The following is a 13,331-nucleotide window of genomic DNA, read 5'->3' as shown; positions in this document are numbered from 1 at the left end:
CTTGCTGATTTCCTGAAACGTATGTCTCTCGACTGTCGTGTGCAAACAAGACGTCGGGATTCTTTAAAAGAAGTGAAAGATGCCTATACTGGCACCGAACTGACCCGCTCCCTGCAAAGTTTGGGTCTGAAGGTCCAGCCCCATGTTGCTGAGACGGGTATTCCAGACTTTGCCGACGTTGCCGTACACGCCCGTCGATTTTGATAACCGGTACTGCGTCTGAAGCGCGGCCATCGTGGGCCGGGCATCGACACCAGCAACCCGCTGGTGATACACGCCGACAGTCCCCGTCCACGCAGGCGTAAACTGCTCGGTAACGCCTCCCCAGTATAGATTCGAGTTTTCGTTGCCGGCCTGCGCGACCGTCCTTAGATGGCGGTAGCCTGCGAACAGCGACGTGCCGTCCCACTTATATCTGAGGGCCGCGGCGATGCGCTCAGCCCGTTGCGGTGTGCCGGAAGACGCTGCCGGGACCGCCGAAGGCATAAACAACCCCAAGCCGTATTGCGCTGAAGTCATGGGGCCATGGATGTTGTCGTACACCATCCCCACCATCAATTGTCGGGTGGTGTAGTCAGCAGACGCGGCGAATTCCCTGGAACGAGAGCCTGATCCGGCCGTTCCGTTGATCGTGCTTTCCACGCTGGCGCTGCCAAAGCTGTATTGGACATTTTCGTGGAACGGGCCATCCGAGCGCGTGTATCTGACCGCATTGTCCATGCGCGACACCATTCCGCCATCCATGGTCCACAGGCTTACGTTGGAGCCTTGCAGCGGATCCAGATAGCCGATCACGTCGTAAAGAGGCGTATAGACCCGACCGAAAATGATCCTGTTATTGCTGTTCTGAATCCCTACCCACGCCTGTCTCCCGAAGAGACGCCCCCCTTGTATCGACGTACCGTTGTAGGGATTGAAGCCGCCTTCAAGCCTGAAGATAGCCTTGACGTCGCCGCCCAGTCCCTCATAACCCATCAAACCGAGCGAATTGGAGTAAATCTCCGCAGGCCCTGACTGCACCACCGAATGCGATGTCTTGTTCGCGTTCGTCAGGTACTCGATACCTTCATCCAGTGTTCCGAACAAGGTAACGCTGCTCTGGGCGTTCGAAACAGCCGGAACTACCGAAAAGATCGACAGGCACAGGTTCGCCAGACATCTTCTTGATTTCTCGTTGCTCATCACATATGAGTAGTTATACGAAATATATAGGCTAAGCGTGTCTATCGCGCTAAATCTGGACTTCCGTTCGCGTGACCTAGATGTTTCCCGACACGGTCTGCTGCGGCAGAGAATCGACCGGATTCATCTGCGTCTTCCGGGTCGAAGAAAGGTAGATAGAGACTGCGGCGCCGGCCGCCGACACACCCAGTACCATCACGAATGCCGTGAGCAGGCCATGTGGGTTTTCCTTCATCCGATCGCTCAACACGCCCACCGACCACGGTCCGATACTCGCGCCCAACATATAGTTGAAAGTCATGAACACGCCGGTCGCGCGACCTCGCATACGATTGGGAACCGCGAGTTGAATGGGAGCAACCATGAAGGTCGTGACGACGGAAAAAATGATGACCTGCGACGCGTAAAACCAATAGGCCAGGCTAGCCCTGTCGACGAAAATGAACGCTACGGCGAGCGGAATCTGGACTGCCCACATCGCCGACATCCGCTTGAGCAGGGAGCTCAAGAGATCGCGATTTTCGAGCTTTCGCAAGAGAAGCTGTGACGCAACACAGCCGCACAAGCCGACCGCCAGAAAGATGGCGCCCAACGGGCGCCCAATCGTCGCCGCGGTCCCGAAGCCCTCGCGGATCATCAGACTTGGAAACCAGGTCAGAAGCACGAACAATCCGGACGTGCTGAAAACAAATGCAGTGAAGTAAAACAGCAGCATTGGGCTACTGAAGATGAACTGCAAAGTCGCCGGGGTTGACGTATCGATTTCCTGCCCGGACTCGTGACGTTTCGGCTCCTGCAGCGCAAGAATAAGTGCCGCCAGCAGGATACCGGGAAGTCCCAGAACGAGAAACACCGACTGCCACGGCTCGAAATGTCCAATCAACGGCACATCCATCCCGCCAGCAGTTGTGAAATGGCGCAGTGCCATACTGCCAAGAATAAGGGCCATCCCTCCCCCCACGTAAGGGCCGACGTTGTACACCGCGGTTGCTCTCAATAGCGCTCGCCCGGACAGCATGTCTGAAAGAATCGAATACGACGCTGGCGAGCAGCCCGCTTCGCCAACCGCTGTGCTTGTGCGTGCAACAAAAAGCTGAATAAAGTTTCCTGCCAACCCGCACGCCGCCGTCGCGAGGCCCCAGAAAGCGACGCACGCGGCCGCAATTCCGACTCGGTGAAACCTGTCTACCAGCACGCCCAGGACGATACCGGAGCATGCGTAAAACGCGCCGAATGCCAGCCCCTGCAGCATGCCGATTTCCGAATCCGTCAATGAGAATGCGTGTTTGATCGGTTCGAGAAGCAACGGCAAGATCTGCCGATCCATGTAAGAGAGGGAAAAAGCCAATGCGAGCAAGATCGTCGTCGGCGCGACGTGCCGCTTCGGCGTGGGAGACGTTTCGCCCGGCTTTACTGAGCCCATTGATTACCTCCGGCGTATATATTTTGAGAAGTTCGGTTAAGTGATTGTCGCCTCGGCGGAAGCTGGCCGACGCGCATGTTTTCGTCCGGTTCATGATTCGCCTGATCCGCAGTCGCCGTGTAGGCCATTGGCACAAGCGCGGTGCGCGGATTGGAAGCTAAGTTAAAAGGTCAAAATAGCCGCTAGTTCACTTCAAGTGACAATCGGTTTGCATTTTGGGACACGCAGGGGAAGTACCGAGTGGGTCGCGCGGGAACACGCAAGTTCTGCCCGGACATTCTTTCGTGGCAGGAATTCAGGGAGACCTAGGTATTCTGGTGATACCGGATCGCGGCCGAAGCGCAAAACCGTTGAGCGAGCGCTTCAGTCGGAATGACGAATCCTACTGCTGCACCGGGAGAAACCGCCCGACGAGCCGCGTCCAGTAGGACGCGCCCACGGTGAGATTGTGGTCGTTGAAATCGAAAAATGCATTGTGGAGAGTCCGCGAGTCTTCGCCGTTACCCAGACGCAGAAAGCAGCACGGCTTTTCCTAGAGGTAGTAGGCGAAATCTTCGCCGCCGACGAATGGGGAAAAGTCGCCGATCACACGGTGTTCACCGACCAGTTCGAGTGCAACCGCCATCACCAAGTTGGTTTCCTTCCTGCTATTCACAAAGGACCGGATATCCGGTCGTGCCACCGAAGATGGAGTACCAACTCACGAATCTGGGATTCACTTTGAGTGCCGCTCTTTTCGGAGTCGTGATTCGGGCTGCGAACAATCTTGACACGGTAGAGAAGGCGCGCCGCGATTTTGACTATCATGCTGCGGGATGAGAGTGGCGGTCTTTGCTCGGGCGACCCCAATCAGCTCATGTTGCTTATCGCTCACCTTTCGATGGTCACCGCATGCCCAAGCGCGGTTGCCGTATTAGGTGCGAAGCACAAGCACTCGATGACATCCGAAGCACCAGGCATCACGAGGTCTAGCCTATGGTTCCATCTGACACCCGGCTTGCCATCATGGGCCACCTTAACCACCAGGGGGACTGGGTTCCTAAGCAAACCAGCTTTGAAATCCATCAATAGCGTCCGGCATCATAGTGCTCGCGCGCTCGCACACGACTGTCTCTGCATATCTCAAGGCATTTGCCCAATCAGGGAAAGAGCACACCGAGGCGACGAAGCGATTTCCTACGTTAGTGTGCGACCTCGACGAGGCGCTTTGATACTGAGTTCTGTTCAGCGAGCTTCTGCCGTCCGAGGTAGAACGCGGCCCATGCGCTAATCAAGGACATGAACGCAAGGAATGCCGCGACAGCGTACGCTGAGTGAAACGTCTGGAACAGCCACAGCGAAATCATCGGAGCGGGTCCACCGGCGATAATCGAGGCACCTTGGTAGCCGAGCGAAGCGCCGCTGTAGCGGATGCTGGCGGGAAACGACTCGGCAATGAAAGCTGCCTGTGACCCGTAGAGCGCAGCGTGAATAACCATGATGATGACCGTACCGGCGATGACGGCAAGGGGGATTTTCGTATTGAGCAACGCAAAGTACGGGAACGCGAAGAGCATCATGCAGATTGCTGCCGACATGTAGGTCTTCCGACGCCCGATGCGGTCTGCCAGATGCCCAAAGAACGGCAATGCGAAACAGGCGACGACTGCAGCAATCAGAACCGCGTTGAGGATGAATTCCTTGCCGAGACCGAGATTCCTGGACCCATAGAGCATCGCAAACGAGGTGAGCATGTAGAACGCAGCCTGTTCGCCAGGGCGTACCAGAGCCGACAGTAGAATCGCCTTCCACTCGGTCCTGATAGCTTCCCAAATTGGGCTCTTGGTGCGGTCGCCCGACTTGTTGGCTTCGACGAAGTCTTTTGTTTCAGGAACACCCATCCGAATCAACAGCCCGAACACCAGAAGCACACCGCTTGCATAGAACGGAACGCGCCAACCAAACTCCATCAATGAGTCGCCGTTCCAACGACTGCACACGCTCCAAACGAGAACGGAGATGACCAGCCCGAGAGGGACGCCCACGTTCGGTAACGATGCCATGAAGCCACGGCGCTTTCCTTGATGGCTCTCCATTGAGAGCAGAACAGCACCGCCCCATTCCCCGCCCACGCCAATCCCTTGGAGGAACCGAAGGGCAATGAGCAGCCAACCGGCGGCAGGGCCAATCTGTTGCGCAGTCGGCAGAAGACCGACGAGCAAGGTTGCCACGCCCATCAAGGTAAGTGTGGTGACAAGAGTCGATTTGCGGCCTACACGGTCACCCATGTATCCGAAGATGGCTCCGCCCAAAGGTCGCGACAGAAAGCCCACGAAAATCGTGGCGAACGATTCCATGAGGCCTTCTGAGCTTCCGTGCGCAAAAAAAAGCTTCGGAAAAATGAGAGCCGCCGCAGTGCCATAAATGAAGAAGTCGTACCACTCAATCGTGGTCCCAATGACGCTCGCAATTGCTGCGCGGCGTTCAATGCGCTTCGAGTCCTTCGATTGGGTCAAGGCGTCGGCCTGACCGAGGTGGGATTTCGGGTGCATCTTTGTCTCCAATCTTGAAAAATCTTGTCAAGGCAAGATTGCGTGCGTCTAGAACGAGGCTTCAGCTCGCATTGAGACGGCACCGTCGGGTAAGCTCACCCAGACCATGAGTTGGTCACCGTCTGGCGCGGCGTTGAACTCCAATTCGTTACCGAGTATCGAGGGCTGAACTCCGCGATAGCGAAAATGCTTCAGCCGACGTCCTCCGACTTCCTCGGCAAAGCCGGCAAGAAGCGTTGCATTTAGTGGACCGTGAATCACGAGGTTCGGATAGCCTTCGACTTCGCGGCAATAGTCCGCGTCGTAGTGAATGCGATGGCCGTTGAACGTCAGCGCGGAGTAGCGGAACAACATCGTCGAATCCGGTTTCACCCGACGCGTTTGCTGCGGTTGGGGCATCTCCATTTTCGCGGCCGTAGCACCCGCCTTGGACGCTTCCTTGTAGACAATGTCATGGCGCTCCGTGACGAGGACTTTGCCTTCGTGCAGGACTTCATGCAGAACCGTCACGAAAACAAGTTCGCCACTTCGCCCTTGCTTGTGTTCAACCGACGCGATGCTCGAGCGCTTCTGAACCTGCGTACCCAGCGGCAGGTCGCCGTGGAATTCAAGCGTGCCGCCGGCCCACATGCGGTTCGACAAAGGTACGGGAGGCAAGAAGCCGCCTCTTGCGGGGTGGCCGTCTCGGCCGAGCGCCGAAGGCGGCTCACCACTGAGGAAGTAGAGCCAATGCCAAAGTGGAGGCAATGGTGTGCCGTCGACGAAGTCCGACTGAGGAATTCCGAGCGTTGCGGCCATCAGCCGCGCCTGGCGCGACGAGAGTACGTCAAGGTCCGACTGACTCTTGCCAATCCACTCGCGCAGGTGAGTAATGTCGACGGCGCTCATGCAGGTTCTCCCACTTGTTTCGTGGCGAACTCCAGGCGGATGCGTTCGGTGTGCTCTCCCAATAGGGGCGCAGCATCAAAGTGCTGGCTATCCCAAGGCGCGCGAACTGCCGGAGCAATCATTTGCAGTTCTTCGCCATCAACCGTCATCGGCCACGTCCGCAACGCCGGATGTTCGGCCATCTGAGCAATCGAGCGGACTTGACCGTAAGCGGTGTTTGCCGCCGACAGCCGCTGAAGGGCTTCGTTGGAGTCGACTCGGGAAAATGCTTCGGCAATCACCAAATCGAGCGCTTCGCGATTACGCACCCGATTTGTGTTGGATGAAAAGCGCGAATCCTCTGCAACTTCAGGCTGCTGAAGAAACGCCGAGCAGAACTGTCGCCACTCGCGCTCGTTCTGGATGCTGATGACAATTTCGTCGCCGTCTTTGGTCTTGAAAGCACCGTAAGGGGCAATCGAGGGGTGTTTCAGTCCCTGCCGCGTAGGTGCTCCGTTTCCGTAGACTTGGTGAACATAGGGAATGGTCATCCAGTCCGCGGCACCATCAAACAACGACACTGAGACGCCTGACCCCTTGCCCGTGCTCGAGCGCAACGCGAGAGCCGACAATACTGCGATGGTCGCGTTCATTCCCGCGCCGATGTCACAGATTGAAACCCCAATGCGCCCGCATGCGTCCGGCGCGCCGGTTATGCCTGCAAGGCCGCTCTCGCACTGCACGAGGAGGTCATACGCCTTGAGGTTGCTGGCAGCGTTATTCGTGCCATAGCCACTGATGTCGCAGGTGATGAGGCGAGGGTGGAGTTCGCGCAATTTTTCGCTGCCGAAGCCTGCGCGGTCCAAAGCGCCCGGAGCCAGGTTCTGAACAAAGATGTCGGCCTCAGCGATGAGGCAATGCAACAGCGCAGCGTCATCGGCGTTTTTGAAGTCCAGGACGACAGATTCCTTGCCCCGGTTTGTCCAGACGAAATAGGAGGATTGGCCGTTTGCGGCCGCATCGTAACCGCGCGCAAAGTCGCCTTCCGCGCGTTCGATTTTGATGACTCGCGCCCCCATTTCCGCAAGTCGCCCTGTGCACAGGGGTGCTGCCAGTGCTTGTTCGATAGAAACGACAACCACGCCGGCAAGCGGCTTGGCTGCGGTTCCCTGTTCAACTGATACCACCATCACTGTCTCCTGGAGTTATGTTGATGGCTGCCAGTATCAGAAATTGCCGCCCTCAATTACAGCGAGATTTTCCAAAGGGAGTGTTTGCAAAAAACGAAATCGTGCGCTGCAACATGCCCGAGGCGGCTTACACGGTCTGCCCTATGTGCTATAAATCGGAAGTTACCTTCGTCGAAATCGAACACAATGAGCTACGACTTGACTGACCTGAAGGTGTTCGTTGCCGTCGCCGAGGAAGGCAATGTTTCGCGCGGTGCGGAGCGATGCCACCTGGCACCGTCCTCCGCGAGTCTTCGCGTGAAGAATCTCGAGGATTCTGTCGGCGCGACGCTATTGAGCAGACATCCCCGAGGTGTTGCCCTGACTGGCGCTGGGCAGGTCCTTGTTGAACATGCAAGACGTTGCCTTGCCCAACTTGACCAGATGCGCTCGGACCTTCTTCCGTTCACCCAGGGAATGACAGGACATGTCACGGTGTTCGCGAACAACAACGCAATCAGCTCCCATCTTCCGGATGACCTCGCGAGATTCTTTGCGGCATTCCCGAGCGTGCGCATCACTCTCGAAGAGCGGTTGAGTCACGACATCGTCGGGGCTGTCGTTGCAGGTCGAGCGGATGTCGGCGTTGTTGCGTTGGAATCTGAACACCCAGCGTTGCGCTTCGTGCCGTACAAAAAGGACCAGTTAGTACTGCTCGCACCCGTTACGCATCGGCTCGCGGAGCAAAGTCATGTTAGCTTCAAGGAGTGCCTGGGGCAGCCATTTATCAGCCTGCAATCTGGAGCTGCGTTGCACACGTTTTTGATGAATCATGCCAACGCGCTAGACGGGCGCCTGGATGTTCGTGTGCAGGTTTCGGGCTATCGCGCAATTGCCCGGCTGGTTTCCTCCGGCGCCGGAATCGGCATTGTGCCCCGAACAGCCATTGAGGCGTCGGATGAAGGAAAGGTCGCAGTCATCGAGCTAATCGAGCCTTGGTCTCAACGAAACCTTCACGTATGTGTTCCGCGCAATCCAGCAGAGAAGAATCTGTACCGCGATAAGTTCGTCGACATGCTGTGCCAACCGTCCGAGTGACGCTTGGGACGGGGTAACACTCATACCCCTCCATAAACTCTTCTGCTGTTACATCGACGCAGTCTTTAAGGGCACCCAAAGGTCAGTGACAATTTCGTAATCGCTTGAGCGCACACAGCCGCGCTCCCGGCGTTGTTTCCTGTCCCCGCTTTTCCAACTCGTCCCCGGCATCGACGACTTCAGATCGGATAGCGTTCGCGTAGGGCAGTCTGCTATAGCCCGGTAGCGTGAACAATGTCTATTGAATTAGCTCCTCGATGCTCGGCGTATCGATGATCGTTCGTCTCAATGTTGTCAAGGATGCTCAGGGGTTCAGAATTTGCCAAGGCGACTTGGGTCTTCGCCTCACGGCATCGGCAACTGGCGAAGAGGCGTGCTATCGCAGATGCGGACTTCGACCTCATCGAACTTGGTGCTACCAGCTTCGTCGACCAGACCTTGAGCTTTATCTGATCGAGCATCTTTCGGGACGCTCGTCCGACAATATATTCGAGCAGATTTCCGGGTAGCGACATCAACACGCCGGCGGGATCGCCCATCTTGAAACTCGTATCTTTTCTATCGAACGGCAGGAGCAGGCCGCGCGTGCCATTACCTTCGCCAGGATTTCATCTGTAACCCTTAAGCCCTGTACTGTTGGAACTGATCAGCGGTTGGCACGCATATAAGTCTCGATTGCGATGATGGCCGCTCGAACATGTGGCTGCTTGCGTAAATCGCGGTGATAGACCAGATAGAACGGCTGGGTGGGTCCAGTGATTTTCGTTTCCACGCGAATAAGGTCTTCGGTTCGTGGATCTTTCTCAAGGAACGCCGCGAGGCCCGCTCCCTGACGAACCGCCTCTGCGATCGCCTCCATCGAGCTCGACCGAAAGGCGAACCGCGTCGCGCCAAGCTCGCGTACCCATTGTTCATGCGGAAGTCCTTTCCAGCGTTCGTCGAGTCCGACAAACGTATGCACGCACGCATCCTTGCCGAGCTGCCGCGTAGGCAGAAAGCGCCGGACATAGTCAGAAGATGCGAATAACGCGAATCGCAAACTGGAGAGATGCTTTTCCACGAGCACATTCGAAGTGGAGCGTGTCAGTCGGACGGCAATGTCTGCCTCGCGCGCGGCCACGTCTGCCAATCGGCTCTCGCCCACCAGTTCGAGATCAACTTGGGGAAAGGCGTCGCGGAGTCTGAACAGTGCACGCGCGAGCCCTTGTGCCATACCGTCCGGCACGCTGATCCGCAATGTCCCCGCGATGATGTTTTGATCCCGGCGCAGGGCATCGAGGCCGTGGGCCAATCCTTCGGCTAGCCGAACCATCTGCAGCGCTTGCGGCTTCAATTCAGTGCCAGATCGACTGCGGAACACCAGCTGGCATCCTATCGCCGCTTCGAGCGCATCCAGCCGGCGCGCGGTCGTGGATGTAGAAAGGCCCAGCGCCTTGCCCGCAGCGAGCATGCTTCCGGCTCGATATACCGCGAGAAGAATACGTAGATCGTCCCAGGAAAGTGTTTCCATTTTTGGAAATCAGGTTGTCGACATATTGCGTATACAGCAAACACCACTCACGCGCAAACTGGAGTCATGAAAATCATACTTGTTGGTGCGGGCCGGATCGGCAGCGCCGTAGCCTTCTGTCTTGCCAAAGCGGGTCATGACATCACCGTCGTCGCCCGAGGTGAGCGCTTCAATGCACTGCGTCGGGACGGTGCAATCACCACCGTCGACGGACAACTTGCGCAGGTTGAGGTTCGTCCGGGGCTGGATCCGACCGCGCCGTGCGATCTGACGATCGTCACGGTTCCCGAGCACCAGATAGGATCGCTGTTGCCCGCGCTATCGGCAAGCCGCGCGAACCACATCCTGCTGATGTTCAATACATTCAAAGGCACTGAACACTATCGAACAATTCTGGGCGCTGAGCGCTTCGCATTCGGGTTCCCGAATATGTCGGCGTATCTCGTCGACCATCGGCTGCGCTTTCGGGTAGACGGCCCCGGAATGGTGACTACCATGTCGAGCCCAGATATGGCAGCATTGTTCAAGGAAGCCGGAATGCCAAGCGAGGTAGAGCATGACATGGACGCGTTCCTTCGCAGTCACGTCGCGCTCGTCGTGCCACTCTTTCTGTCCGCACTGCTCACATCGCAGAGATCGACCCAGCTCACCTGGTCGGAGGCAAGACGGCTCAACGCAGCCTGGACCGAAGGTTTTGACGTCGTGCAACGTCTTGGACACCAGACAAGACCCCGTTCACTCGCGATGCTTTTGCGCATGCCGTCACTCGTGCGAACGAGCCTGCTGTGGTTTGTGTGCCGGTTGCGGATAGTCAAAGACCTAGGGGAATTCGGCCCAACGGAAACACGCGCACTGATAGACGCGATGGCGGCAGCAGCGCCCGGAAAAACGCCCCGCTTGCTTGCGCTTCGACCGTAGCATGAAAAGCGACGCGTTGGAGCCGAAATGCGCCGTTCGCGCTCGTACGACCCGATGTCCTTTACGCCGAGATGATGGCATGGAGGCGCCACTTTCCCGTGGCCCCTGAACTGGTGCCAGAGTGGAGTTTCGACACGTCCACTTGAGGAACGGAGGGCCCAAATGAATGCTACGACATGCGATCGAAGACAACGGAGACACCAACCTGGACGCCTAGGAGGCTACGATCTTTATAAAATTACCGAGCACCGCTGACGTCATGTCTTGACGCTTGGCAAGCGCCAGCCTGGCACGTGGCCCCTCGCCGTCGATATCGATGTATTTCACGCCGTCTGCCTGTATTTGTGCTATGGCTGACGGGACAATGGAAATACCAAAACCAGCTGCCACGAGATTGACGACGGAAGACATCTGGGGTGCCTGCTGTCCCAATATTGGTTCAAAACCGCTGTCCTGACAGGCCTTGATTATTTCGTCATGAAGCGCAGGTCCAACCGATCGTGGGAAGAATACGAACGACTCCGCCGATAGCGCTGCAATCGGAATTTTTTTGTGTTTTGACAGGCGGTGTGTCGTCGGCAACAGGATTTTCATCGGCTCATCAGGAAGTCGATTGAGAACCAGTCCATGTGGCTCGGTGATTCCGGGCCGAATGAACGCCGTGTCAAGTTTCATGTTTTGCAGTCGCTCAATCAGGTCGTTCGTATTGTGCTCTTCGAGGACAACTTCCACTCCGGAAAATACGCGCCGAAATTTTCGAATGGAACCGGAGACGATCCTGTTGAACGCTGCTGAACCTGTAAATCCTATTCGCAGCTTCCCGAAATCACCTCGACTGGCTCTCCGCGCTGCATGAAGGGCGTTGTCAGCCGCTTCGAGAGCCTGCCTCGCTTCGGGCAGGAATGCCTCACCCGCTTCCGTCAGGAAAACTCCCCGCGAGGTGCGTTGGAAAAGCACCGCCCCAACTTCCTGTTCAAGATCCTTGATCTGCATGCTCAACGGCGGCTGCCCGATTCCAAGGCGACCTGCTGCCCGGGTGAAATTCTGTTCGTCGGCAACCACGAGGAAATAACGAAGATGTCGCAATTCCATTGATATCTCTCAGATATATAGGTTCGACTTTTTTCATATATTGGACAGCATAGCTTAAACCAGCCAGAATTTGTTGGTCCATCACATATCTGCGAGTTTTAATATGAAGTCCTCTCCATATGCTGCGGCCATGCGTCCTGCAGCAGTCGAGGTCGCTCCCGAATCCGTCACAAAAGGCGCCGCGCGCGGCTCCTCTGCATATCGGCGCATTAGCCTTGCGCTATTTCTTGCGGGCTTCGCAACGTTTTCCCTGCTCTATTGCGTCCAGCCGCTGCTTCCCTATTTCGCCGCCGAATTCAAGATTGGGGCAGCGGGAAGTTCTTTGGCCTTATCCCTGTCGACCGGACTGCTTGCGATTGCGATTCTGGTTGCTGGAGCACTGTCGGAACGTCTCGGCCGACGCGGCCTCATGTTCGCATCAATGGTATTGGCAGCAATCTTCAATGTGATGGCAGCACGCGCTCCCGACTGGCATTCGCTGCTCGTCGCGCGCGCCGTCGAAGGCTTCGTATTGGGTGGTGTGCCCGCGGTAGCAATGGCCTATCTGGCGGAAGAGATTTCCGCGAACGGTCTCGGATTTTCAATGGGTCTGTACGTCGGTGGCACAGCTTTCGGAGGGATGGCTGGCCGAGTCGGCGTGAGCTACCTGACCGACTACTTCTCATGGCGCAGCGCGCTAAGCACTGTCGGCATTCTTGATCTATTTGTAGCAGTAGGCTTTGTCGTCCTGTTGCCGAAGTCGAGAAACTTCGTACGGAATACCGCCCTCGGAGGATGGGATCATTTCGCCCTCTGGCGCAAGCATCTGAAGCATTCGCTACTGCCCGCGGTGTTCGCGATCGGGTGCCTTGCAATGGGCGTGTTTGTGACTGTGTACAACTATGCCGGATTCAGGCTGATGGCTCCGCCCTTTAATCTCTCTGCGAGCAAAACCGGCCTGATTTTCAGCGCGTACATCTTTGGCATTGTTGCATCGTCGTGGGCTGGCTCACTGGGGGACAAACTGGGGCGAGGTCCAGTCCTTGCATCAGGAATTTTTATAGCGGCGATCGGCCTGCTGGCAACACTTCAAAGTTCGCTGTTCTGGGTGACCGTCGGCATCGTACTGGTTACCATTGGATTCTTCACGGCACACTCGGTCGCGAGTGGCTGGGTCGGCCGACTGGCAGACGGCGCGAAGGGGCACGCATCGTCTCTCTATCTCCTTGGATACTATCTGGGCTCGAGTTTCATCGGGTCAGTAGGCGGCTTCTTCTGGCAGCGATCGGGTTGGGGTGCAGTTGTCGTGTTTTCTATTGGGCTTCTTGCCATCTGCCTCGTTCTAGCGACAATCCTGTGGCGTAAATCGCCAGGAATGGCCCGCTAGCCGCATTCGTGCGTCAATGTTTCCAAACAGGACTCAGGTTCAATTTTCAACGCTGGCGTGTCCGCACAGGATATCGACCAGCTTGTCGTGGAAATAGTTTTTCTCGTGGGGTGTGCGACGCGCGCACACACGGAGATCACGCCGGGCCCACGGGTCCACCAGGTTGATGACGGCA

At 56.8% G+C, this 13,331-nt stretch carries 10 protein-coding genes; 3 read left to right on the top strand and 7 right to left on the bottom strand.

Annotated features, from left to right (window positions below):
* Window positions 1–63: 63 nt before the first annotated feature.
* The 5 genes from C7411_RS22340 to C7411_RS22320 all read right to left on the bottom strand — a co-directional run bounded on the left by C7411_RS22340 (window position 64) and on the right by C7411_RS22320 (window position 7,193).
* Entirely contained in the window at window positions 64–1,182 is a 1,119-nt protein-coding gene (locus C7411_RS22340) for a porin (RefSeq protein ID WP_110386234.1), read from the bottom strand.
* Between the two features lie 76 nt (window positions 1,183–1,258).
* Complete coding sequence (locus C7411_RS22335) at window positions 1,259–2,605, bottom strand: MFS transporter (protein WP_110386233.1); 1,347 nt, start codon at window positions 2,603–2,605, stop codon at window positions 1,259–1,261.
* Window positions 2,606–3,786: 1,181 nt separating this feature from the next.
* A complete protein-coding gene (locus C7411_RS22330) occupies window positions 3,787–5,136 on the bottom strand; it encodes an MFS transporter (protein WP_110386232.1) in 1,350 nt (449 codons plus the stop codon).
* A 48-nt stretch (window positions 5,137–5,184) separates the two neighbouring features.
* Complete coding sequence (locus C7411_RS22325; protein ID WP_110386231.1) at window positions 5,185–6,024, bottom strand: HTD2 family dehydratase; 840 nt, start codon at window positions 6,022–6,024, stop codon at window positions 5,185–5,187.
* Window positions 6,021–7,193, bottom strand: coding sequence for a CaiB/BaiF CoA transferase family protein (locus C7411_RS22320; RefSeq protein ID WP_110386230.1), 1,173 nt, complete (start codon window positions 7,191–7,193; stop codon window positions 6,021–6,023). The genes C7411_RS22325 and C7411_RS22320 overlap by 4 nt, the downstream gene beginning before the upstream one ends.
* 186 nt (window positions 7,194–7,379) lie before the next feature.
* On the opposite strand from C7411_RS22320, the gene C7411_RS22315 reads away from it, so the two are divergent.
* Window positions 7,380–8,270: a LysR family transcriptional regulator gene (locus C7411_RS22315; protein ID WP_110386229.1), complete on the top strand. Its 891-nt coding sequence runs from the start codon at window positions 7,380–7,382 to the stop codon at window positions 8,268–8,270.
* 646 nt (window positions 8,271–8,916) lie between these two features.
* Here C7411_RS22315 and C7411_RS22310 read toward each other — a convergent pair.
* Window positions 8,917–9,780, bottom strand: a complete 864-nt coding sequence (locus C7411_RS22310) for a LysR family transcriptional regulator (RefSeq protein ID WP_110386228.1) — start codon at window positions 9,778–9,780, stop codon at window positions 8,917–8,919.
* A 66-nt stretch (window positions 9,781–9,846) separates the two neighbouring features.
* Here C7411_RS22310 and C7411_RS22305 point away from each other — a divergent pair, with 66 nt between their 5' ends.
* On the top strand, window positions 9,847–10,698 hold the full coding sequence (locus C7411_RS22305; RefSeq protein ID WP_110386227.1) for a ketopantoate reductase family protein: 852 nt from the start codon (window positions 9,847–9,849) through the stop codon (window positions 10,696–10,698).
* A 213-nt stretch (window positions 10,699–10,911) separates the two neighbouring features.
* Here C7411_RS22305 and C7411_RS22300 read toward each other — a convergent pair whose 3' ends face one another.
* The gene (locus C7411_RS22300; RefSeq protein ID WP_110386226.1) at window positions 10,912–11,790 is read right to left on the bottom strand and encodes a LysR family transcriptional regulator; all 879 of its coding nucleotides are present in this window, start codon (window positions 11,788–11,790) and stop codon (window positions 10,912–10,914) included.
* 103 nt (window positions 11,791–11,893) lie between these two features.
* On the opposite strand from C7411_RS22300, the gene C7411_RS22295 reads away from it, so the two are divergent.
* The gene (locus C7411_RS22295) at window positions 11,894–13,156 is read left to right on the top strand and encodes an MFS transporter (RefSeq protein WP_110386225.1); all 1,263 of its coding nucleotides are present in this window, start codon (window positions 11,894–11,896) and stop codon (window positions 13,154–13,156) included.
* Window positions 13,157–13,331: the final 175 nt, after the last annotated feature.

This window comes from Paraburkholderia silvatlantica (genome assembly GCF_003096715.1).
Taxonomy (GTDB): domain Bacteria; phylum Pseudomonadota; class Gammaproteobacteria; order Burkholderiales; family Burkholderiaceae; genus Paraburkholderia; species Paraburkholderia silvatlantica.
This window is presented reverse-complemented; position numbering and strand designations above follow the sequence as displayed.

Excerpts from the sequence above, each read along its gene's own strand:
- C7411_RS22340 (WP_110386234.1), bottom strand. The coding sequence starts at position 1,182 with ATGAGCAACGAGAAATCAAGAAGATGTCTGGCGAACCTGTGCCTGTCG.
- C7411_RS22335 (WP_110386233.1), bottom strand. The coding sequence starts at position 2,605 with ATGGGCTCAGTAAAGCCGGGCGAAACGTCTCCCACGCCGAAGCGGCAC.
- C7411_RS22330 (WP_110386232.1), bottom strand. The coding sequence starts at position 5,136 with ATGCACCCGAAATCCCACCTCGGTCAGGCCGACGCCTTGACCCAATCG.
- C7411_RS22325 (WP_110386231.1), bottom strand. The coding sequence starts at position 6,024 with ATGAGCGCCGTCGACATTACTCACCTGCGCGAGTGGATTGGCAAGAGT.
- C7411_RS22320 (WP_110386230.1), bottom strand. The coding sequence starts at position 7,193 with ATGGTGGTATCAGTTGAACAGGGAACCGCAGCCAAGCCGCTTGCCGGC.
- C7411_RS22315 (WP_110386229.1), top strand. The coding sequence starts at position 7,380 with ATGAGCTACGACTTGACTGACCTGAAGGTGTTCGTTGCCGTCGCCGAG.
- C7411_RS22310 (WP_110386228.1), bottom strand. The coding sequence starts at position 9,780 with ATGGAAACACTTTCCTGGGACGATCTACGTATTCTTCTCGCGGTATAT.
- C7411_RS22305 (WP_110386227.1), top strand. The coding sequence starts at position 9,847 with ATGAAAATCATACTTGTTGGTGCGGGCCGGATCGGCAGCGCCGTAGCC.
- C7411_RS22300 (WP_110386226.1), bottom strand. The coding sequence starts at position 11,790 with ATGGAATTGCGACATCTTCGTTATTTCCTCGTGGTTGCCGACGAACAG.
- C7411_RS22295 (WP_110386225.1), top strand. The coding sequence starts at position 11,894 with ATGAAGTCCTCTCCATATGCTGCGGCCATGCGTCCTGCAGCAGTCGAG.